We start from the raw sequence: 21,511 nt of genomic DNA, 5'->3' as shown, positions 1-21,511 counted from the left end.
GATGTCGACGACCGCCAGGGAGGAAGGGCAGACGTGTCTTTCGGGGTTCTCCGGACGCCCGCCGCCGACACCGCTTCGACTGCAGGCCCCACGGGAAACGGTCGCGACCTGGCCCGGACGGGCTGTGTCGTGCTCGCCCTGCTGCTCCTGGGAGCGTGCTCGGCCGAGCCGGTCGCCCGACGGGTTCCCGCCGCCCCGTACGTCTACGTTGGAAAAGACCTTCCACCGCTGACGGACATCGCCGTCTCCACGGGGGTCGACCGGTTCGTGCTGTCGTTCCTCCTCGCGGAGGACGGACGTTGCGCGCCCGCGTGGAACGGTCGACGCCCGGTGGCCGACCCCGCCATCACCGCGGAGGTGGATCGGCTGCGCGACAGAGGTGGTGCGGTGACGGTCGCTTCGGGAGGCGCCCGCGGGCACTACCTCGAGAACGAGTGCGCCACGCCCGAACAGCTCGCCACCGCCTACGGCACCGCTCTGACGAAACTGGGGGCCGACACCCTCGACGTCGATGTCGAACAGGACGTACCGGTCGTTCGGGTCGCGGAGGCGCTCGCACTCGTGCGGCAACGGCACGCCGTCGCGCTCGTCGTCACCGTCCCGGTCGAGGACGCGGCGACGGGCCTCACCCCCTCGGGACTAGCCCTGCTGCGGGCACTGCGGGAGCGGGGGCTGGACGTGACGGTGAACGCGATGGTGATGAACCTGCCCGCACGCGGTGACTGGCTCACCACCCTGACCACCTCGGCCGAGCGGGTCACCGACCAGATCCAGCGGCTCTGGGGACACGACGACCGGGCCGACGCGTACGCGCGTCTCGGCATCACGTACATGGCCGGGCGCAACGACACCGGACCCGTCACGACGGTCGCGAACGCGCGAGCGTTGCGTGAGTTCGCCACCGACCGTTCCGTGGGGTTCCTCGGCTTCTGGTCGCTCAACCGTGACAACGGCGACTGTCCCGGACTCAGCACCGCGTCCAGCCGGTGCAGCGGCCTTCGGCAACGTCCACACGCCTTCACCCGGTCGCTGGCGCAGGAGCCGCGATCGACTCACCAGCAAGCAGGAGGGAACCAACCGTGACCCAGCCCAGAGGGGCCGAGGACCACTCGGTCGCCCCGGACCAGCCCATCTTCCTGGACACCCGTGGACGCCGGCGGATGTGGTTGCGGATGACGGCCGGGGTGACCGCGGGCAGCAGTGTCATGGCCCTGGCCGCCTGCGGCGTGCTCTTCGCCGACAGCCCGTCCGCGACCGCGTCGTTCGCGCTACCGATCCGGCAGGCGATGTCCCCTGACCCCCTCGGCGACACGATGACCTCACGCGCCGGTGGAGACCGCGTGGCACCCACCGAACCCGAGGCGAGTCCGGCGGAGAACGCGACCGAGGACGCTACCCGGAACGGAGCCGAGGCTCCGACGCGAAACCTGGTCGGGGACGAGTTCGAGGAAGCGGAACCTGTGGGGGACGAGCTGACGCCGCGGCCCCAGTCGTCGTACCTCGGCCAGGTCCGGGTGACCTCGCCGTTCACCGAGGACCCCGATGGTGAGCCCGAGGTGGACGAGGCCGTTCTCGAGGACGCCGAGCCGGACGAGACCGCCGACTCCGACGAGGAGCCGACCGCAGAGGCGGAGCCGGAGGACGAGCAGGGGGAAACCGAGGAGGACACGGGGGAGGAAACCGAGGAGGGCACCGGCAGTGACGAAGGCGCCGACGGTGGGGAGTCCGACCGGGAGCACGATCAGCACTCCGGTGCGGACAACGTCGAGGACACCGAGGACACCGAGGACACCGAAGACACTGGAAGCACCGAGGACGCCGAAGACTTCGGAAGTCCTGAGTACCCCGGTGGTGTGGAGGGGGGCGAGGACGGAACGGACGGTGCGACCCCGTACGACTCCGAAGGCGCCGAGGAACCCGAAGACGTCGCGGGCACCGAGGGTACCGAGAACGCCGAAGGCTCCGAAGGCTCCGAAGGCGCTGAGGAAGCTGAGGAAGCTGAGGAAGCTGGGGGGACAGGGGGTGCTGAAGATACCGAAGGCACCGAAGGCACCGAGTCGGTGAAGCCTTCGGTGTTCAGCTTCTCCGCGGAAGAGTGGTTCTCGTCCGTCGGCGATCGGCCGACCACCCGGCCGCACGTGTTCGAGTTGTAAGGAGTGCTCGTGCGCGTACGGGGATCGTGGATCGTGGCCGGTGTGCTCGGTCTGCTTTTCGCGCTGCTGCTGCTCGTGGCCGGCTGGGCCACGTCCGAGATAGGCAACGACGCGAAGCCCGGGCGGAGCTTCCAGAGTCGGTCGGAGGTACCGAACTCGGTGAACGAGGGTGGAGCCCTCGTTCACGCCGACGGTGACTCGGTGGTGTCCACGGCGATGCCACCGCGCACCCTCGCGTTGACCTTCGACGACGGACCCGACCCGACGTGGACACCGAAGGTGTTGGAGGTGCTCGAACGCCATGACGTGCCCGCGACGTTCTTCGTGGTCGGGTCCATGGCCGCCCGGCACCCCGAGCTCGTGCGGCGGATCCACGAATCCGGCTCCGAGCTCGGCGTACACACGTTCACCCACCCTGATCTCGCGCTGGTCTCGCCCTGGCGGGTGGAACGTGAACTGCACCAGACCCAGCTCGTGATCGCGGGAGCGGCCGGTGTGACGACCCGGTTGTTCCGCCCGCCGTACTCGTCCGGTGTGGAGGCCATCGACAACCCCGCGTACGACGTGGTGCGCACAGCGGGGGAGCTCGGCTACGTCAGCGTGTTCAGCGACATCGACAGTGCCGACTGGAAGCGCCCCGGGGTGGAGGCCATCGTGCGCAACTCCACACCACCCGACGGGCGCGGCGCCACGGTGTTACTACACGACGCCGGGGGCGACCGGTCGCAGACCGTCGCCGCGCTGGACGTGCTCATTCCCCGGCTCAAGGAGCAGGGGTACCGGTTCACCACGATCACGGACGTACTGGGGACCAACCGTGCCGATCCGGCCTCCACCGTGGACCAGGCGTCGGGTACCGCACTGGCCGTCTTCGTCAACGTCGCCCTGGCCGTGGTGGAGGGTCTGAAGTGGCTCCTCTTCGCGGTGGGCGCCCTGACGGTGTTGCGGTTGCTGTTGCTCGTATTCGTGGCACGCAGGCACGCCGCGCGGCGCCACCGGCCCCGACCACAGTGGGGGCCGCCTGTCCACGACCCGGTTTCGGTGATCGTTCCCGCCTACAACGAAGCCGCCGGCATCGAGGCCACGGTGCGGTCGGCGGTCGCCAGCAACCACCACGTCGAGGTGATCGTGGTCGACGACGGGTCGACCGACGGCACAGCCGACCTCGTGGAGAGCCTCGGGTTGTCGGAGGTTCGGGTGCTGCGCAGGCCCAACGGCGGCAAGGCCGCCGCTCTCAACGCGGGCATCGCCGCCGCGAAGTACGAGCTCATCGTCATGGTGGACGGCGACACCGTGTTCGAACCGACCACCGTGCACGAACTCGTGCAGCCGTTCGCCGATCCACAGGTCGGAGCTGTCTCCGCCAACGTCAAGGTCGCCAACCGGGAGACGCTGCTGGCTCGCCTCCAGCACATCGAGTACGTCATCGGTTTCAACGTCGACCGCCGTGTCCACGACGTGTTGCGCTCGATGCCGACCGTGCCGGGTGCGGGTGGTGCCTTCCGGCGTTCGGCACTGCTGCAGGTGGGGGGACTGAGTTCCCAGACGCTCGCGGAGGACACCGACCTCACCATCAGCATCGGCCGGGCGGGTTGGCGCACGGTGTTCCAGGAGAATGCGGTGACGTGGACCGAGGCGCCGACCACCGTCCGACAGCTCTGGCAACAGCGCTACCGGTGGACCTTCGGCACCATGCAGGCGTTGTGGAAGCACCGCCGCGCCGTCGTGCAGCGCGGGGCGGCGGGACGTGTCGGCCGCTTCGGGCTGTTGCACGTGGTGCTCTTCCAGATCGTGCTGCCCGTCATCGCGCCGGTGATCGACATCTTTCTTCTCTACGGTCTGCTGTTCCTCGATTCGCAGACCACCGTGTTGCTGTGGCTGGGCATGCTCGCCGTGCAGACGGGAGTGGCCGCGTACGCGTTCCACCTCGACGGCGAACGCCGGACGGTGCTGTGGTTGCTGCCCGCTCAGCAGCTCCTCTACCGCCAGCTCATGTACGTGGTGCTCGTGCAGTCGCTCACCGCGGCGGCCTCGGGGGTGCGGGTGCGATGGCAGCACATGCGCAGGGCAGGTAGCGCCGCACTGCCGTCCAGGGTGCGACCCGCCCCGCCACCGCACGAGGCTCAACCCACCGCGCCACAGCGCGCGGCGCGACCCGCCGTCCCCGCGCCGAGGACTCCGGACGACAGCGGCGCGCGGAAGGAACCGGCACCTGTGGCGGAACGTCCCCGCCGCGAACGCTGGCTGGACGTGCTCAGGGCCGCGGCGCTGGGCCGGGTGATGCTCTACCACACCGTCGGCTGGCCTTGGCTGAGCATGGTGTTTCCCGCGATGGGCGTCATGTTCGCCGTCGGCGGGTCGCTGATGGCCCGCTCGATGGAGCGGCAACCGCCCGTGGACGTCGTCGGCAGGCGCATCGTGCGGTTGCTGCCGCCGCTGTGGGTGCTGGCCGTGGTGATGGTGCCGCTGATGCTGGTGTTCGGCTGGAGCGCGGCCACCGGGGAGAGCTGGGCGAGCGACACGCTGCGCTGGTCCGAACTCATACTGTGGATCTTCCCGATCCTCGATCCGCCACACAGCGACTGGGGGTTGGGCCGCGACGCGGCGATCGTCCTCTGGTACGTCCGCGCGTACCTGTGGTTCGTGCTGCTGACGCCGTTGCTCCTGCGCCTGTACCGCCGTCGGCCACTGCTGACGATCCTGACACCGCTGGCGCTCGTCGCCGCGGACGCGCTGACGGGATCCCCGCTGTCGGGGATGGCGGACTTCGGTCAGGGCTTGCTGGACTTCTGCACGTTCGGTGCCTGCTGGGTGCTCGGCTTCGCCCACCGTGACGGGTCGCTGGCCCGCGTTCGCTTCGCCGTGCTCGGCGCCGTGGCGGCGGTGTCGATGTCGGCGGGACTGTGGTGGGCGGCGACCCATCCGTCGTGGGGTTCCTACGACCTCAACGAGATCCCGCTGGCACAGGCGCTGGTCAGTGCGGGCTTCGTTCTCGTGGCGCTGCGGGTGTCGCCGTCGATGGCGTGGCTCGATCGCGTTCCCGTACTGGGGCGGCTCGTCACCGTGCTCAACGCCAGGGCGGTCACCGTGTACCTGTGGCACAACGTGGCTATCTACCTGGCGGCGCCGATCGTCGTGTGGTGGGGCGATTACTCGCGAACGGAGCACTTCGCTCTCGCCGTGGCGCTGACGGCGGCGGCGGTGCTCGCGTTCGGCTGGGCCGAGGACCTCGCCGCACGGCGCCGGGTCCGGCTGCTGCCGGGGGCACCGCCGAAACCCCGACACGCCCGGCCACTGCTCCGCCGGTGACCCGACATCGTGTCCGCAGTCTGTGTCCGGGTGTCCGCGCCGTGTGACGTGAACACCCGTACGAGAGATGCGGACACGATGTCGTGGGTCAGCCCCAGATCTCGGCCGCCCACTCCGGGTGGTCGATGAACGGGTTGCGGTTGTGCTGGAACCGCTCGTAGACGACTTCGTTGCGGTTGCGCTCGAAGTCGTCCACCGGGTCGGCCTCGTGCCACTCCAGCAGCACGGACAGCCTGCCGTGGTACGGCGCTGATCCGTTGTTGACCTGGTCGTTGAGTTCCAGGTCGGGGTAGCTGTCGGTGCCCTCGTACCGGACCGCCATGTAGAAGACCATCCGGGCGACGTCGCCCTTGACCTCGTCCCGCGGCTCGAAGGAGTCGTCGTCGGTGTAGTTGTCCGGGGCACCGTCGACGGCGCCACCGCCGTTGTCGAAGTCCTTGTTGCCCCGGACGCTGTTCACCTGCACGTCGGTGGGACGCAGGTGGTGCAGGTCGGCGCCGGGCCCGGACGTACCGAAGTCTCCGTGGGACTTCGCCCACACGTGTTCCCGGTTCCAGTCACCGACGTTGCCGCCGTTGTCGTTCTTCGACCGGGACTCGCCGCTGTAGAGCAGGATCACGTTGTTCGGGTTCGCGGGGTCCTCGTCCGTGGCCTTGATCCCGTCCCAGATCTCGCTGTAGGACAGTTGTTCGGCGTCGCTGATGATGTCGTGCAGGGCGTCCTTCAGGGCCTCACCGCTGAGCCCCTCGGTTCCGGAGTAGTAGTCGTCGGACGGTGCCTCGGCCGACGCGGGCACTCCCACGCCGACGACGAGAGCCGCGAGCGAGCCCGCGATCAGACGTCCGGTCCGATTACGCATGTCCCCGACCTCGTTTCTGTGCGCAGCATCGAACTGGGTCATGTGGACGGTGGCATGGATTCACTCTTTGGCGACACCGACGATCGTTGTGACTACTGAAGGTAGTCGTGTTGCTTGGAGGCACGTGAAGGTTTCCGCAACATGGCGGCTGCCGGAACGACCGCTGACAGTACGGCGACGAGTCCGCACGCACCCGTCACGGCTGCGAGGACGGGCCACGGCAGGGAGACGGCCACGGGCGCGCCGAGCCGCGTCAGGGCAGCACCGAGTCCGGTGAGGACGGTCGCCGTCGTGACCGCGGCCAGACCGGTCCCGAGCGCGACCACCGACAGCGCGTCGGTCGCCACCACGCGCAGGAGCTGCCCGTTCGTCGCGCCGGACAGCCGCAGTGTCCGGAACTCCTCACCACGAAGCCGTGTCGAGCTGATCAACGTGCTGCTGACCGACAGTCCCGTGTAGACCAGGGCGAGTCCCAGGACGGCCCACATTCCGAGCTCGCGCACGTCCGATCCGCCTTCCGCCGAAGACGCCGACCACTCCGCCACAGGTGACACGCTGACCCCGAGCCCGGACAACACCCCGGTGAGATCGTCGCGGGTGCGTTCCGTCCGCACGAGCAACCGGTGCGCTTCCCCGCCGCGCACGTGGGCGCGGGTGACGAACGCCCCGTTGCCCCCGGCGCCGGTGCTGATCACCGCCACCACCCGCAGCCGGGCCGAGGTGCCGTCGGCGCGCCACACGTCGACCTCGTCGCCGACGGCCCGCCGCCATTCGGTGTCCACCACGACGGTGTCGTCGGTGAGGTCGGCGAGTGATCCCTCCTCGACCGGCAGGTGGAGGAGCCCCTGTCGCAACGCCGACGGATCGACGGCTGTCGCCGTCCGCTTCAGCAGCGCCGTGCCGTCCTCCACGTCGTACAGCGTCGTGTCCGCCATCGCCGCGACCTCGACGCTCGCCGTGTCCCGAAGCCGCTGCAGTGCGCCGTCCGGTACGTCCCGCCCACCGTCGGACGTCACCACGTAGTCGGCGCCCAGCCGGTCGCGCACCTCGTCGGCTCTCGCGTGTTCCACGCTCGTCGCGCTGCCCAGCAGTCCGGCCGCGAGCCCGACGGTGAGCAACACGGGAGTGGCCGTGGTCGCCGTCCTCCGGGCGAAGCCGGCGGCGCTGGCTCCGGCCACGAGGCCCACCGCACCGCGCGACCGGGACAGCGGAGCGACGAGCAACCGGGCCAGCGGCGACACCAGTGCCGGCGCGAGTACCGCCACCGCCATGAGAAGCACCATGACCATCGGCACGTAGTGTTTGCTCTTCAACGCCGAGCCGGGATCGGACACCAGCGGAGCCACGCCCATCGCCACACCCGTCGCGAGCAGGCCTGCGCCCAGCAGCCACCGTGACAACGGCATGGCGCGCCGCTCGGTGGCGGACTCGCGCAACGCCTCTGCCGGGTGCACGGAGGCCGCTCGCCGGGAGGCGGCCCATGCGCCGAGTTGAGCCATCACCAGTCCCGTGCCACCGGCGAGAACGAGCGGCCAGTCAGCCAGCCCGCTACCACCCAGCTGGAACCAGTGGGGGGCGAGACCTCGGTCGACCAGCCAGGACGTGAGCGCGGGGCTGACGGCCCGGCCCGCGAGACACCCCAGCACCGAGCCGAGGCAGCCGACGACGAGGGCCTCGGCGAGGACGACTGTCCGGACCTGCCGCGGAGTGGCCCCGGCGACGCGCAGGAGCGCGAACTCCCGACGGCGCTGCGACACCGTGTAGGCGAAGGAGGACGCGACCAGGAACGCGGCGACGAAGACCGCGATGCCGCTCGCCGTGCCGACGAGTGCGTTGGCGCTGATCAGTGCCTCGGCGTCCCGGTCGACGTCGGGATCGAGCGATCGGCGTTCGGGTCCGGCGACCACTGTCGCGGCGTCACCCACCTCGCGGGTCACCACCGTGGGGTCCGCGTGGACCACCAGAGCGTCGAGCCGGGGCGAGAGCCTGCGGGCTTCGGCGTCGGTGAAGAAGGCCGCCCGCTCGAACGACCTCGCCGGTACGACACCGGTGACGGTGTACTCCGCGGCGCCGACTCTCAGCGTGCCGCCGAGTTCGGCGATCCCTTGCGTCACCACGACGTCGGAGTCCGTACGCGGGGCGTTCCCGGCGGTGAGGCGATACGGCGTGAACGCCGCGGCCGACCACGGATGTCCCACCACTCCGTCACCGACGTCGAAGGTCCGGTCCTCCACCACGGCACCGACCTCGGCGAGCAGGTCGCGCAGCCCGGTGCCGAGGCCGGGCGGGTCGGTCAGCGTCGCCACGCGTTCGCCGTGCGGGGTGGTGACGCGCAACTCGTCGTGGGGTACGACCACGACGGGGGCGGCGGCGTAACGCTGTGGTTCCCGGGCCGGAGTGTCGAGTGTCGCGGCCAGAACCAGGCCCGTCGCGGTGACCAGGGCGACGCCCAACGCCAGTGCGGGGATGGTCGCGAGCAGTCCGGCCGCGCGGGAACGAACGAGCCTGAGCAACAGTCTCAGCACGGCGCCGCCTCCAGCCTCGACATGCGCGCGGCCACGGCGTCGGGCGTCGGGTGGTCGAGCACACCGGTGGGTCTGCCGTCGGCGAAGAACAGCACCCGGTCGGCGAAGGACGCCGCCACGGGGTCGTGGGTCACCATGATGATGGTCTGGCCGTGCGCGGCGACCAATCCGCGCAGCAGCGACAGGACCTGCCTGCTCGTCGTGGAGTCGAGCGCGCCCGTCGGTTCGTCGGCGAACAGCACGGAGGGCCGGGTCACGAGAGCCCGCGCGATGGCGACCCGTTGCTGTTGACCGCCGGAGAGCTGGCCGGGCAGGTGACGTTCCCGGCCTTCGAGGCCGACGTCGAGCAGTGCCCGCCGGATCTCCCGCCGGTCCGGACGGCGGCCCGCGAGCCGGAACGGCAGCTCCACGTTCTGCTCGGCGGTGAGCGCGGGCAGCAGGTTGAACGACTGGAACACGAAGCCGACGGTGTTCCGGCGAAGCAGCGTGAGTTCCCGCTCGCTCATCGTGCCGAGGTCCGCCCCGTCCAACGTCACCGTGCCGCTGTTAGGGCGGTCGAGGCCGGCCGCGCAGTGGAGCAGTGTGGACTTGCCCGAGCCTGACGGGCCCATGACCGCGGTGAAGCTCCCCGTCTCGAACCCCACCGTGACGTCGTCGAGTGCGGTCACCGAACCGTAGGTCTTCGTCACCGACCGCAGGTCGACCGCGTGGTTGTGTTTCATGGCCGGAAGTCAAGCCGCCGACTCGGGTCGCGCACACGGTGCCGAGGGGGAGTTCGGTGGTGGGGTTTTCTACACCCCACGAGTCGTACCGACCACCTGGGTCGACCGCTGCCCGGCGCCCTAGGGTCCCAGCTGTGATCGCGGAGATCGTGCGGAAAGCGATGCGGCGGCGCGGGTTCGTCGTGTCGGCGTGGCCCTGGCGTGCGTGCGTTTATCTCGCCTCGGGCGTCGTGGTGGGTGTCGCCACGCTCGTCGTCGTGGTGTCGTTGCTGGCCGTGGGCGCGGTGTTCGCGGTGCTTCTGGTGGGACTTCCGCTGCTGGTGGCCTTCGGTCTGCTCGGGTTGCCCGTGGCCGCGGTGGAACGCGTCCGGGCGCGGCTGTTGGGCGACGATCCCGTGCCGAACCCTCACAGCGTGCCCGACCGACCCGGGCTGGTGCCGTGGCTGCGGACCAGGTGGTCGGAACCGGCCACCTGGAGGGAACTGGCCTACGCCGTGCTGCTGGCTGTGGTGCTGTGGCCGATCGATGCCGTGGCGGTGGCGCTGCTCGTCGTCGTGCCCGGGGCGTTGCTCGCCACCCCGCTGTTGCTCGCGGTGGACGGCGAAGAGGTCAAGGTGCTCAAGGCCGTGCTGGTCACAAGCGGGTGGCAGGCGGTGCTCGCGGTGCTGGTGGGATTCGTAGTGTTCGCGCTCGCCGCGTACACCACCACGTTCTGGGCGGTGGTCCGGCTCGCTCTGACCCGCTCACTCCTGGGTGGACGCGACTCGGAGCTGCAGGGCCGGGTCGTGGAACTAGTGCGGTCCCGCGCCCGGTTGTCGGAGGTGTTCGAGGCCGAACGGCGGCGCATCGAACGCGATCTGCACGACGGAGCCCAGCAGCGCCTCGTCGCCCTCGGCATGACGCTCGGACTGGCCCGGGTGGCCACCGAGGCGGAGATCCCAGCCCTGGTCGTCACCGCGCACGAGCAGGCGAAGGCAGCGCTTGCCGACCTCAGAGAACTGGTCCGCGGCATCCATCCCCGGGTGCTGTCGGACCGGGGACTTCCCGCCGCGGTGGAGGAGCTGTCCGACCGCTCGGTCGTCCCGGTGGACGTGGACGTGGATCTGCCCCGCAGGCTGCCGACGCCGGTGGAGTCGGCGGCGTACTTCGTGGTCGCCGAAGCGGTGGCCAACATCGCCAAACACAGCGAAGCACGCCGAGCGGTGGTCACCGGGCGGCTGGTGGACGACCGGCTCGTGCTGACCGTGCGCGACGACGGCGTGGGAGGGGCCGACCCGGCGCGCGGAAGCGGGTTGACCGGGCTGGCGGACCGCGTGGCGGTGGTGGACGGCAGACTGTCGTTGTCCAGTCCGCCGGGTGGTCCCACGCTGTTGCGTCTGGAGGTACCGTGCGTCCCGACCGTCCCCTCCGCGTCGTCCTCGCCGAGGACGGCCTGCTGATCCGCGAGGGCATCGCGGGGCTGCTCGCTCGGTTCGGTCACGACGTCGTGGCTCAGGTCGGCGACGCGGACACGTTGGTGTCGGCCGTGTCGGCCTACCGGCCGGACCTCGTGCTCACCGATGTGCGCATGCCGCCCGGTTTCGTCGACGAGGGTCTGCGTGCCGCCATCGAACTGCGCCGTCGTGATCCGGCACCGGCCGTTCTGGTGCTGAGCCAGTACATCGAGCAGACCTACGCCGCGGAGCTGCTGGAGGCCCCGGGCGGTTCGGGGGTCGGCTACCTGCTCAAGGACCGCATCACCGACGTCACCGAGTTCGCCGACGCCGTCGAGCGCGTCGCCTCCGGCAACACGGTGGTGGATCCCGAGGTGGTGCGCCAACTGCTGCGGCGCCGACGTGACCCGCTCGCCCCGCTCAGCCCGAGGGAACGCGAGGTGTTGGCGCTGATGGCCGAAGGCCGCTCGAACGCCGGCATCGCGCGCGCACTCGTGGTGAGTGACGCGGCGGTGGGCAAGCACATCGGCAACATCTTCGCGAAGCTGAACCTGCCCCCCACCGACGACGCGAACCGCAGAGTGCTCGCCGTGCTCCACTTCCTCAGGACGGGAGCGCAGGCCGGGTGATCCCGTCCTCGGGGCCGTCGTCGCGGTTCCCGGGTTCCGCCTCCACGACGTCGTCCGGGCGGGACAGCGTGTCCGCCGCCGCGGTGAGCCCGTGGACACGCAGGAGCTCAGCCAGCCGACGGTGCAGCGTGGCCCGCAACGCGGGTTCGTGGCCTTCGGCGAGTTCGTCCACAGCGGCCGTGAGACGTCGGACCGGATCGTCGTTTCCGTTCGGCGTGACGGGAGGCGATGGCTGGGCCGGGAACACGGTGAGCGGTCCTCCACTGCCGGAATCCCAGGTGGGGACGTGTGTCGCGTGCGCGGCCGAGGTCAGCCTGCGCAGGTTGTCGATGTCGCGCACCGTGGTGGCGATCGCATCGGGTTTGTCGAGATTGCGGGCGAACCACCAGGTGACCGCCGAGCCGGGATCACGCAGCACCTCTTTGCCGAGATAGTCCCGGACACCGAGTTCGTGAGCGCGTTCGAGTTCCCACAGCGCCCGCTGCTTGCGGAGTTCGGCGATCCTTTCCAGGCGCCGGGCGTCGGCGTCGGACAACGTGAGCGTCACGTCGGTGGCCCACACGTAGTGACCGTTGGCGACCGTGATCCGTTCCGACAGGATCGCGCCCAGATCGACCGTCGCGACGGCGTGTTCGTCGGGCCCGTACTGCCGTGCCCGGTCGACGGCCCTCGCGATGACGTTCTGTTTCGCCATCGCGGCCAGATCGGCGGTCATCGCGGGAACATGGGGGTCGTGCAGCCACGACACGGTGGCGGAGAACAGGAAACGGTAGTCGCGATCCTTGGTGGGTAGCGGCAGACCGGAGACGGCCTCGCGCCGAGGAGCGGGAGGCGGTGGTGGCTGGGGAGCCGCCGGAGTGGCCCGTTGCGGGTGGGGCGCCGGTTCGTCGTCGCGGTCCAGCAGGACCGACCGCAGCACGATCGCCGTGGCCGGACCGAGGACCGCGGCCAGCGGAAGCCACACCCACGTCGCCCAGTCGAAGACGAGGGCGAGGACGACGACGAGCACGGAGACGGCCGTGCCCACACCCACGGCGATGCGGTTCGGAATGGCGGTCATTGCTGGGGTCCTTTCAGAAGGAATGACGGACCGCGGTCCTGGGCGCCGCCGTCGTACCGTCCGTCACGGTGAGCCTTCGGTCCCGGCGTACCGGTACGACGGGTCCCCACGCGACCACTTCGCGTGAATTCCGCTCTTTCAGAGCAGTCTTTCGGCCCGCGGCGGAAACGGGGTTGGCCGTGGGTGCGCGGGTCGGGACACTTCGGGGGTGACCGACACCGAGGACGGTGGAAGACGCTGACGATCGCGAACGACTGGGTCAAGGTCGCCGCCACCAAGACCGGAGCGTGACCCCCGGCGATCTGGTGTCTCGTGGCGGGACTGCTCGTGGCCGTCGTAGCCGGTGCCGTGCGCGCGTGAACGGTCCCCGGATCGGGTCCGATCCACTACGGTGATCGACAACGCGACGAGAAGGGGTCCGTGGTGTCCAGCGTCGGTGATCTCGTCATCAACCTGCTCGCCAGTGTCATCGCCGGTACCGCGGTGTGGTCGTTCCAACGCTTCCGGCGCAGGCGGCGCGACGAACGGCGCAGGCGTTTCTTCGGGCTCTCCACCCGCGCCGAGTGCGTGATCGTGGCGCCGAGGCACGCGTCGTCGCCCTCGCCGCACAGCGTGAACCAGCTCGACGTCGCCGCGATCGTCGAGCTCGCCACCGTGGCCAGGGAGTGCGGTGCGGACGTCGCGTTGAAGGTGCAGGGGCACAGCGTCCTGTTCGACAGCGCGTTCGACTCCGCGACGGAGTTCTGCGTCGGGGGGCCCGAAGGGAACAGGCGAACGGGGGCGCACCTCGCGACGTTCGTGCCCGGTGCGTCGATGGACCCCTACGAGGAGGTGGGCGACCTGCTCACCCTGAGGGTCGGGGACGAGGAGTTCCCCCGCAAGCCGGGGGAGGCGGAGTTCGTCCTGCTCGCCAAGGTCGACACCGGGAAGGAGGGGCGGCCGCTGTTCCTCGTGTGCGGGCAGACGGCCGTCACCAACCGGGCAGCCGCTCGCTACCTCACGAGGAACTACCGGACGCTGGCGTCACGGCACGGGTTGGACGGTCGGTTCTGCCTCATCCTGGAGGTCGTCCGGCCCTCCACCTACGGTGATCGCGTCGTGCGGGAACGGGGCGACTTCACCTCGGTGGCGTTCACCTCACCGGCCTGAGCCTTCGCCCGAACGCGACATCCCGCCCTGTTACGTTGACGTGCGTGGCGAGGGAGAACACGGGCGCCGAACCGGTCTGGCAGCGATGGCGGCGCCCACCGCCCACGCCGAGGCAGCAACGCAACGACGTCCTGTTGGCGCTGGTCGTGCTCGCCGGTGCGGCGTTCACGGTCGTCGTCGTCAACAGCATGGGGGTGCTGGCCTTCGGCAAGGCCCCGTCGTTGGGCGAACAGCTCCTGCTGGGCGCCGCCGTCACCGCGCCGCTGGCCGTGCGGCGACGGTACCCGCTGGTCACCCTGATCGCGGTCGGCGTGCTGTTCATCGTCGTGCAGGCACGCCAGATCGGTGACAACTTCGTACCGTCCATCGCCCTGTTCCTCGCGATCTACAGCACAGGCGCGTGGGAACGCAATCGCACCGTGGCCCGGTGGGCGAGAGTCGGTGTCATCGCGGCGATGTTCGTCTGGCTCGGGGTGGGGCTCGTCGAACTGCTGCTGAACCCCGCCCCCGACTTTCCCGGCGCGAGCGGCCCGCTCAATCCGGTACTGGCCACGGTGCTGTACGGCCTCGGATTCAACGTGATGTTCTTCCTGGCGGCCTACTTCTTCGGCGAGATGGCGTGGCTGTCGGCGCGCAGGCAGGCGGAGCTGAAGTACCGGGCGGAGCAACTGAGGCGTTCCCAGGAGGAGAACACGCGGGGCGCGATCGTGGCCGAACGACTCCGGATCGCGCGTGAACTGCACGACGTCGTGGCCCACCACGTGTCGGTGATGGGAATCCAGGCGGGTGCCGCACGCCGGGTGCTCGACTCCGACCGCGAACTCGCGCGCACCGCGCTGGACACGGTGGAGGAGACCGCGCGCACAGCGATCACGGAGTTGCGGGGACTGCTCGGGGTGTTGCGTGCGGAGCCGACCGGCACGCGGGCGGAGCCGGAGGAACCCGCGACCTCGCACGCGGCGTCCCCGGGGCTGGACGACCTGCCCGACCTGGTGGAGCGCACGCGCTCAGCCTCCCTCGACGCGGCGTTCGCCGTCTACGGCGAGGCCTACCCCGTGTCGGAGGGTGTCGCGCTCTCGGTCTACCGCGTGGTGCAGGAGGCGTTGACCAACGTCGTCAAACACGCCGCGGCCCGCTCCGTGGAGGTGAGGTTGCGTTACCTCGGCACGGGGGTGGAGGTGGAGATCACCGACGACGGCCGAGGCCCGTCGGGGCCCGGACGCAGGCAGGGGAGTGGACTCGGCCTGGTGGGCATGCGCGAACGGGTCGCCGTCCACGGCGGGGAGCTGGAGACAGGGGCGAGGCGCTCCGGCGGGTACCGTGTTCGGGCCACCTTTCCCGAACCCACCCGCCGCCAGCAGGTGAGTGGGGACGACGTCCCGTGAGGAGGACAGTGAACTCGTGACCGACGCCGGCACCGAAGCCCAGGACCACGACGACGGATCGTTGCGGGTCCTCCTCGCGGACGACCAGGCTCTCGTGCGTGCCGGGTTCCGGGTGATCCTGTCCTCCGGCGAGGGCATCGAGGTGGTCGGCGAGGCCGGTGACGGCGCGGAGGCCGTCGAACTCGCGAGGCGGCTGCGCGCCGACGTGGTGCTCATGGACGTCCAGATGCCGAAGCTCGACGGGTTGGAAGCCACGCGCCGCCTGCTCGGCTCCGCCGGAAGCGACCATCCCACGAAGGTCATCATCCTCACGACGTTCGACCGCGAGGACTACCTCTTCGAGGCCCTGCGGGCGGGTGCGAGCGGGTTCCTGTTGAAGAACGCCTCGCCCGAGGACCTGATCGAGTCGGTGCGCGTGGTCGCCCGAGGGGACGCGTTGCTGTCCCCCGAGGTGACGCGCAGAGTGATCGCGCGGTTCTCCACGCCGGTGGCGGCCACACCTCCTCGTCGCCCACCGGAACTCACCGACCGCGAGTTCGAGGTGTTGTCCCTGCTGGCCAAGGGCGCGAGCAACGCCGAGATCGCCGAACAGCTCTTCCTCGGCGAGACCACCGTCAAGACCCACGTGTCGCGCATTCTCTCCAAACTGGACCTGCGCGACCGCACTCATGCCGTCGTCTTCGCCTACGAGAACGGCATCGTCACCCCTGGCGGAGCGTGACCGGTCGGCATCCTCCTCGCGGAGGACGCCGATGATCGTTCCGGTGCCTGACGACGCGGGGGCCCGTTCCTGCTTGACTGACCGGCATGTTGACAGTGACCAGCATCAGCCGCCGCTTCGGCGAACACAGGGTGCTCGACGACGTGTCGTTCGAGGTGCGCCCCGGCCGGATGACGGGTTTCCTCGGTGCCAACGGCGCGGGCAAGACCACCACGATGCGCATCATCCTGGGGGTGCTCGCCGCGCACGGTGGCTCGGTGACGTGGAACGGCGAGCCGGTCACGGGGTCACTGCGGCAACGTTTCGGCTACATGCCGGAGGAACGCGGGCTGTATCCGAAGATGAAGATCGCCGAGCAGGTCGCGTGGCTCGGCCAGCTGCACGGTCTGGACCGCGCCACCGCCCGGCGTAACACCGAGGAGCTGCTCGACCAGCTCGACCTCACCTCCCGGGCGAACGACAAGCTGGAGGATCTGTCGCTGGGCAACCAGCAGCGGGTCCAGGTGGCGGCCGCGCTGGTGCACGACCCCGTGCTGCTGATCCTCGACGAGCCGTTCTCCGGGCTCGACCCCATCGCTGTCGGGGTGGTGCTCGGTGTGCTGCGAGAGCGGGCCGCGCGGGGCGTGCCCGTGCTGTTCTCCAGCCACCAGCTCGCCATCGTGGAACAGCTCTGCGACGATCTCGTGATCCTCTCCGGCGGCACGATCGCCGCGAGCGGTGACCGGGAGGAACTGCGCCGCGACTACGGCACGGCGCGTTGGGAAATCGTGGTGGACTCCGACGCCGGGTGGCTGCGCGACCTCGCGGGGGTGCGCGTGGTCGACCTGGACGGGCCTCGCGCGGTGTTCGAGCTCACCGACGGCACCAGCGACCAGGACGTGCTGCACGCCGCGCTCGGCAAGGGTGCCGTACGCAGCTTCGCCCCGATGCTGCCCTCGCTGGAAGAGATCTTCAAGGAGGCCATCTGATGACCACCACGACTGTGCGGCAGTCCCCGGAGAGCGGTTCGGAACACGGCAAGGCGGGCGGCACCTCGTTCTGGTCGGCGACCTGGCTCGTCGCGGAACGCGAGGCCAAGTCGTTCCTGCAGCTCAAGAGTTTCTGGATCGGACTCGCGGTCGTCGTCGTCGGCCTGTTCGCGATGTCCGTGCTGCCGTCCGTGTTCGGCGGGGGGCAGACGAGCGTCGCCGTCGTGGGCAGCGCCGAGGTCCGGCCCGTACTGGAGCGACTCGACACCGAGATCGTCGAGGCGGAGGACGTCGCCACCGCGAGGGAACTCGTCCGCGCGGAGGAGGTGGACGCGGCTGTCGTGCCCGACACGACGGGCGAGTCGGTGACGGGCGTGCGCGTCGTCGCCTTGTCCGACCCACCCGCCGAGATCGTCGCGGGGCTGGGCGCGGTTCCACCGGTGGACCTGTTGGAGACGTCCGAGGTGTCCAACGGTGAGAACGCCGTCGTGGTGATGGTCCTGGCGGTGTTGTTCCTGATGTTCGGCATGGGCGGGGTCGCCATCGCCCAGAGCACGGTGACGGAGAAACAGACCCGGGTCGTGGAGATCCTCGTGTCGACCGTACCGGTGAAGGCGCTGCTCGCGGGCAAGATCGTGGGCCACACGCTGCTGACGCTCGGTCAGGTCGTGGTGGTGGCGATCGCCGCGCCTCTCGCACTGCGGGCAGGCGGCCACGGCGACCTGCTGACGGTGGTCCTGCCCGCGCTCGGCTGGTTCGTGCCGTTCATGATCCTCGGGTTCCTGCTGCTCGCCGCGATGTGGGCGGTGACGGGGTCGCTGGTGAGCCGTCAGGAGGATCTCGGTGCCACCATGGGACTGGCCATGATGCTGGTGATGGGGCCGTACTTCGCGGTGATGTTCTTCTCCGACAACGAGACCGTGATGACCGTGCTGTCGTACGTGCCGTTCTCCGCCGCCGTGGCGATGCCGGTGCGGATGTTCAACGGTGAGGCCGTGGTGTGGGAGGCCGTGGCCTCGCTCGGACTGCTGGCGGTGTTCGCGGCGCTCGTGACCCTGTTCGGGGCGAGGCTGTACTCGGGTGCACTGCTCCAGACGCGCGGCAAGGTCGCGCTGTCGAAGGCATGGGCGCACGCGGACTGACCGGGGGAAGGAGAAGGCGGGGTGGGTCGTTCGCGCCCACCCCGCCTTCTCGCGTCTTCGTCGGAGTCGTCAGAGTTCGGGGTCGAGCAGGTCCTCCAGTTCGTAGACCGCCGTGGTGAGGTGGTCGGCGAACGCGGCCATCTCGTCGGCGACCGCCGCCGGTGTGCTCAGGTAGATGTTGACGCGGTCGGGCAGCAGCACGTACGCCACGCCGATGCAGTGGCTGCTCGTGGAGCCGAAGCCGAAGTACCGGATGTGCTCCGACGGCGCCGAGCTGGTGCTGAGATAGTCGTCGCGCATGACCGTCCAGCCCGGCGTGGAGTACAGCGGTAGGTCCGGGCTCACGCCGAGCTCCGGGCGCCGGGCCGCGATGAGCTGGAGTTCCCACAGGTGCTGTTCGGGTGCCATCCCGGCCTGGCACTCCCTGGCCCTGGCGACGTGCTTGTCGGCGGCGCTCTTCAACGCGGCCACACGCTCGTCGACGTCGGCGTCCGGGTTCTCCATGACCTCGACGAACCGCACCACCTCGGGCGTGACCACCCGCATGGCCTCGGTTCGCCCGGCCCGGTACTGGCGGGTGGCGATGGACTCGTAGGTCGCGCCGACGAACCCCTTCGCGCGCTGGTGCGCCAACTGGTAGGCCAGTTGCATGAACGCGTCGGGGGAGATACCCAGCCGCTTGATACGGGCCGAGCCGATGTCGTCGAACGACACCAGGGTCGAGGCCGTGGCGGCGGCGTAGTCGGCGAACGCGGTCGCGGCGGACCGCACGTCGTGCCGCAGCGTCTCGTCGAGGGTGAACTCGACGAGATCGACGGGGGGCGTGCCCTTCGGCTCACGGGCGGCGGGCTCCGTCGTGAGCACCGTGTCGACGAACGACAGCACCGTGGTGCCGTCGAGCTCACAGTGCTCGATGTTGATGCCCGCCGTCCCGTCCGCGAACACGACGAACGACACCGACTTGTCGAACCAACGGTTGCCGCTGTCGCCGTGCAACAGGTGGTCGCACGCGTCCTTCGTGTCGGTCGGGGTGTGGTCGTCGAGGCAGACGCAGAACAGTGCGGTCTCCACCGCGTCGAGCGCGTCGGCGTTGCCGTCGAGAAGCAGTAGGGCGTTCCTGCTCTCGGCCCACTCGGCGCGGGCCTTGGTGGTGAGGTGACCGACCGGGAACTCGGCGGGCGTGGCACTCGCGTCGACGATCGCCCGCAGCCCGTTCTCCAGATCGGTCACCGACAGCGGCTCACCGTGCGGGTCGATGACGTCCATGCGGAAGAGGTTGCCCCGGTGGAACACGGCGACGTGCCGAGCGCGGGAAGGGCCGGGCTCGGAGTCGCTGTACGGGGCGCGGACGGTGTCCTGCCGGGCGCCGGGGATGCGCGTGGTGGAGAACAGGTACCTGACCTGGTCCATGGACAGTGGCCTGCCCCGCTGCACCACCGGCGGGATCTCCTCGGCGTCGAGGCGCAGTTTGTAGTCCACTGTGGACGCGATGAGGCGGGCGGCCCTGGCGGTCCGGCCGTGTTCGGACTCCTGGAACAGGAAGAAGAAGTTGGCGTTGAGCGCGATGCGGTCGCGCCTGCCGAGGTAACGGGAGGGCCAGAAGAGGTCCAGCCAGCTACGCACGCCGTCGGAGGCGTCGAACTCCTCCAGCGCGGCGTGCAGCGTGCGCGCGGGGCTGTCCTCGCGCAGGAACTCGGCCACCGCCTTCTCCGTGCTCGCCCGCTGCTCGTCGGTCAGCAGCGGAGCGCACCACTCGACGAAGCGTGAGCAGGTGTCCTCCAGCGTCGGCAGGGGCACACGGGGCAGCCGGTCCTCGTGTGCGAACGTGGACGTCGGTTCGGTGTGGGTCACGGTGGTCCTCGAAAAGGTCGGTGGTCTCGGTCAGTCGAGCAGCGAGTCGCCCCGCACGGCCCGCCCCTCGGCGGCGAGGTGGGCTTCGGTGACACGGCCGAACAGCTGTCGCGTGCGGGCGACGCTGCCCACCACGCCGGGCCTCGCGCTGTAGGCGAAGATCGCGGTGTGTCGTTCGGTTCCTCCTTCCACGGGAGTCACCCGGTGCAGGGCGAAACGGCCACGGAACAGTTGCAGGTCACCGGTGCGCAGGGTCAACCGTCGCACCAGGTGCCGCGCTTCGCCGGTCAACACCGCTCGGACGTCGGCGAAGTTCTCGTCGGTTTTCGACCGGATGCCCGGGCAGTACTCGAACACACCCCCGGCCTCCGGCGCCTGGGTCAGCAGTGAGACGGCGAACTCGTTAGTGTCGAAGTGCCACGGGTGATCCATGCCGGGGCGTACGACGTTGAGCACCAGCGCGGCGAGCGGGTCGGCGAGCTCGTGGATCTCAGGCAACCCGAAGCACGCGGCGAGGAAGCGTTTGAGGTGCGCGTCGCCGTAGAGGCGATGGATGAGCGCGTCGGCAGGGATGTGGTCGCGGGCCACGAACGCGTTGCGCCTGCGCAGCGGAACGCGTGCCGGGTGGTCGTCGGGCAGGTCCGCGCCGGGGCCGTCCAGAGGGACGTTGTAGGCGTTGACGACCTCGACGTCGTAGTGTGCGCGTGGCGCCATGCCCGCGCCTTCGTGCCGCAGGAGGTCGTGGTGGGCCGGGCGGACGAAGTCGCTCAACACGCTGCAGCCGTCACGGTCGAGGTCTGCCCGCACCTTCTCCACCGCGGCGAGCCACGCGTCGCCGCCCGGCCGGAACAACGGGTACCGCTCAGTGTCGACCACCTGCTCGACCAGCGGGGCGACAGATGTGTTCATGGGGTCCTCCACACGCCGATGCCGTCGGCAGCTCAACGAACTGTAGACCAATCGGTTACCGCGTGTGACAAAGGCAACCCGGTCAGAGGGCGAGGACGAAGACCCCTCCACCCACGACGATGCCGAGCACCGTCCCGACCGTGACCTGTGCGACCGTGTGGTCCCCGAGCCGTACCCGTGACCAGCACACCGAGGCCACCACGAGCAGCAGTGGCAACACCCACGCCGTGTACGCGGCGGCCAGGATCACCACCGCCCCCGCGGCGACCGCCGCGTGCATCGACACCTTCCACCAGGCGGTGATGACGCCGCTGACGAGGAGGGCCGCGAGCATGGCGACGTCCAGCGCCACCAGCATGCGCGGCGCTTCCCACGCCAGGAGCAGGCCCAGGCACAGGGCACTCAGCACGATGAGTGTCACGAACGGGACGAGGCGACCCCTGCGGTCGCGCACGTGGTGCCCGTCCCAGCGGCCCCGGCGAGCCCCCCACACGATGACGCCCATCGGCAGGACGCTGCTGGTCAGGGCGATCAGCAGTCCCCACAGGACCGTCGGTAGCGCCTCCTGGGTGGCTCGCCACGCCACCGCGCCCGACAGCGCGATGACGATCACCCAGGGGGCGAAGACCTCACTCAGTACTCTCGCCCATACCGGTCCGGTGACAGGCGGGGTGTCCGTCCGAACGGTCACGGGTT

General features: G+C 70.0%; 17 protein-coding genes. 10 read left to right on the top strand and 7 right to left on the bottom strand.

Annotation, left to right across the window (positions count from 1 at the left end; translation table 11 throughout):
- Positions 1–33: 33 nt before the first annotated feature.
- From SACCYDRAFT_RS17375 to SACCYDRAFT_RS17365, 3 genes are read left to right on the top strand one after another with little or no spacing between them, the layout of a single operon-like run.
- Positions 34–1,083: a glycoside hydrolase family 18 protein gene (locus SACCYDRAFT_RS17375; RefSeq protein WP_005458159.1), complete on the top strand. Its 1,050-nt coding sequence runs from the start codon at positions 34–36 to the stop codon at positions 1,081–1,083.
- The gene (locus SACCYDRAFT_RS26665) at positions 1,080–2,153 is read left to right on the top strand and encodes a hypothetical protein (protein ID WP_005458158.1); all 1,074 of its coding nucleotides are present in this window, start codon (positions 1,080–1,082) and stop codon (positions 2,151–2,153) included. The genes SACCYDRAFT_RS17375 and SACCYDRAFT_RS26665 overlap by 4 nt, the downstream gene beginning before the upstream one ends.
- A 9-nt stretch (positions 2,154–2,162) precedes the next feature.
- Complete coding sequence (locus SACCYDRAFT_RS17365) at positions 2,163–5,462, top strand: glycosyltransferase (RefSeq protein WP_005458157.1); 3,300 nt, start codon at positions 2,163–2,165, stop codon at positions 5,460–5,462.
- A gap of 88 nt (positions 5,463–5,550) precedes the next feature.
- On the opposite strand, the gene SACCYDRAFT_RS17360 is transcribed toward SACCYDRAFT_RS17365, so the two are convergent.
- The 3 genes from SACCYDRAFT_RS17360 to SACCYDRAFT_RS17350 form a co-directional block, all read right to left on the bottom strand.
- Positions 5,551–6,321, bottom strand: coding sequence for an endonuclease I family protein (locus SACCYDRAFT_RS17360; RefSeq protein ID WP_005458156.1), 771 nt, complete (start codon positions 6,319–6,321; stop codon positions 5,551–5,553).
- A gap of 92 nt (positions 6,322–6,413) precedes the next feature.
- The gene (locus SACCYDRAFT_RS17355) at positions 6,414–8,846 is read right to left on the bottom strand and encodes an FtsX-like permease family protein (protein ID WP_005458155.1); all 2,433 of its coding nucleotides are present in this window, start codon (positions 8,844–8,846) and stop codon (positions 6,414–6,416) included.
- On the bottom strand, positions 8,840–9,568 hold the full coding sequence (locus SACCYDRAFT_RS17350; protein WP_005458154.1) for an ABC transporter ATP-binding protein: 729 nt from the start codon (positions 9,566–9,568) through the stop codon (positions 8,840–8,842). The genes SACCYDRAFT_RS17355 and SACCYDRAFT_RS17350 overlap by 7 nt, the downstream gene beginning before the upstream one ends.
- Positions 9,569–9,702: 134 nt before the next feature.
- Here SACCYDRAFT_RS17350 and SACCYDRAFT_RS17345 point away from each other — a divergent pair, with 134 nt between their 5' ends.
- Together SACCYDRAFT_RS17345 and SACCYDRAFT_RS17340 are read left to right on the top strand one after the other, a co-directional pair.
- Positions 9,703–11,007, top strand: coding sequence for a sensor histidine kinase (locus SACCYDRAFT_RS17345; protein ID WP_005458153.1), 1,305 nt, complete (start codon positions 9,703–9,705; stop codon positions 11,005–11,007).
- Entirely contained in the window at positions 10,956–11,630 is a 675-nt protein-coding gene (locus SACCYDRAFT_RS17340; protein ID WP_005458152.1) for a response regulator transcription factor, read from the top strand. The genes SACCYDRAFT_RS17345 and SACCYDRAFT_RS17340 overlap by 52 nt, the downstream gene beginning before the upstream one ends.
- Here SACCYDRAFT_RS17340 and SACCYDRAFT_RS17335 read toward each other — a convergent pair.
- The gene (locus SACCYDRAFT_RS17335; protein ID WP_005458150.1) at positions 11,605–12,690 is read right to left on the bottom strand and encodes a hypothetical protein; all 1,086 of its coding nucleotides are present in this window, start codon (positions 12,688–12,690) and stop codon (positions 11,605–11,607) included. The two genes, SACCYDRAFT_RS17340 and SACCYDRAFT_RS17335, sit on opposite strands and share 26 nt — an antisense overlap.
- A gap of 420 nt (positions 12,691–13,110) precedes the next feature.
- Between SACCYDRAFT_RS17335 and SACCYDRAFT_RS17330 the strand changes: the two genes are divergently transcribed.
- From SACCYDRAFT_RS17330 to SACCYDRAFT_RS17310, 5 genes are all read left to right on the top strand, one after another.
- Positions 13,111–13,839: a hypothetical protein gene (locus SACCYDRAFT_RS17330; protein WP_005458148.1), complete on the top strand. Its 729-nt coding sequence runs from the start codon at positions 13,111–13,113 to the stop codon at positions 13,837–13,839.
- Positions 13,840–13,883: 44 nt separating this feature from the next.
- A complete protein-coding gene (locus SACCYDRAFT_RS17325; RefSeq protein ID WP_005458147.1) occupies positions 13,884–15,224 on the top strand; it encodes a sensor histidine kinase in 1,341 nt (446 codons plus the stop codon).
- 16 nt (positions 15,225–15,240) lie between these two features.
- Positions 15,241–15,945, top strand: coding sequence for a response regulator (locus SACCYDRAFT_RS17320; protein WP_005458146.1), 705 nt, complete (start codon positions 15,241–15,243; stop codon positions 15,943–15,945).
- Between the two features lie 86 nt (positions 15,946–16,031).
- Entirely contained in the window at positions 16,032–16,913 is an 882-nt protein-coding gene (locus SACCYDRAFT_RS17315; protein ID WP_005458145.1) for an ABC transporter ATP-binding protein, read from the top strand.
- Positions 16,913–18,055: an ABC transporter permease gene (locus SACCYDRAFT_RS17310; RefSeq protein ID WP_005458144.1), complete on the top strand. Its 1,143-nt coding sequence runs from the start codon at positions 16,913–16,915 to the stop codon at positions 18,053–18,055. The genes SACCYDRAFT_RS17315 and SACCYDRAFT_RS17310 overlap by 1 nt, the downstream gene beginning before the upstream one ends.
- A 69-nt stretch (positions 18,056–18,124) precedes the next feature.
- On the opposite strand, the gene SACCYDRAFT_RS17305 is transcribed toward SACCYDRAFT_RS17310, so the two are convergent.
- From SACCYDRAFT_RS17305 to SACCYDRAFT_RS17295, 3 genes are all read right to left on the bottom strand, one after another.
- Positions 18,125–19,906 carry a choline/carnitine O-acyltransferase gene (locus SACCYDRAFT_RS17305; RefSeq protein ID WP_005458143.1) on the bottom strand — a complete coding sequence of 594 codons (1,782 nt, stop codon included), beginning with the start codon at positions 19,904–19,906 and terminating at the stop codon, positions 18,125–18,127.
- A 30-nt stretch (positions 19,907–19,936) separates the two neighbouring features.
- Entirely contained in the window at positions 19,937–20,815 is an 879-nt protein-coding gene (locus SACCYDRAFT_RS17300) for a HalD/BesD family halogenase (RefSeq protein ID WP_005458142.1), read from the bottom strand.
- 82 nt (positions 20,816–20,897) lie between these two features.
- Positions 20,898–21,506 (bottom strand): phosphatase PAP2 family protein, encoded by a 609-nt coding sequence (locus SACCYDRAFT_RS17295; protein WP_005458140.1) that lies wholly within the window; start codon positions 21,504–21,506, stop codon positions 20,898–20,900.
- Positions 21,507–21,511: the final 5 nt, after the last annotated feature.

This window comes from Saccharomonospora cyanea NA-134, assembly GCF_000244975.1.
In the GTDB taxonomy this organism is placed as follows: Bacteria; Actinomycetota; Actinomycetes; order Mycobacteriales; family Pseudonocardiaceae; genus Saccharomonospora; species Saccharomonospora cyanea.
This window is presented reverse-complemented; position numbering and strand designations above follow the sequence as displayed.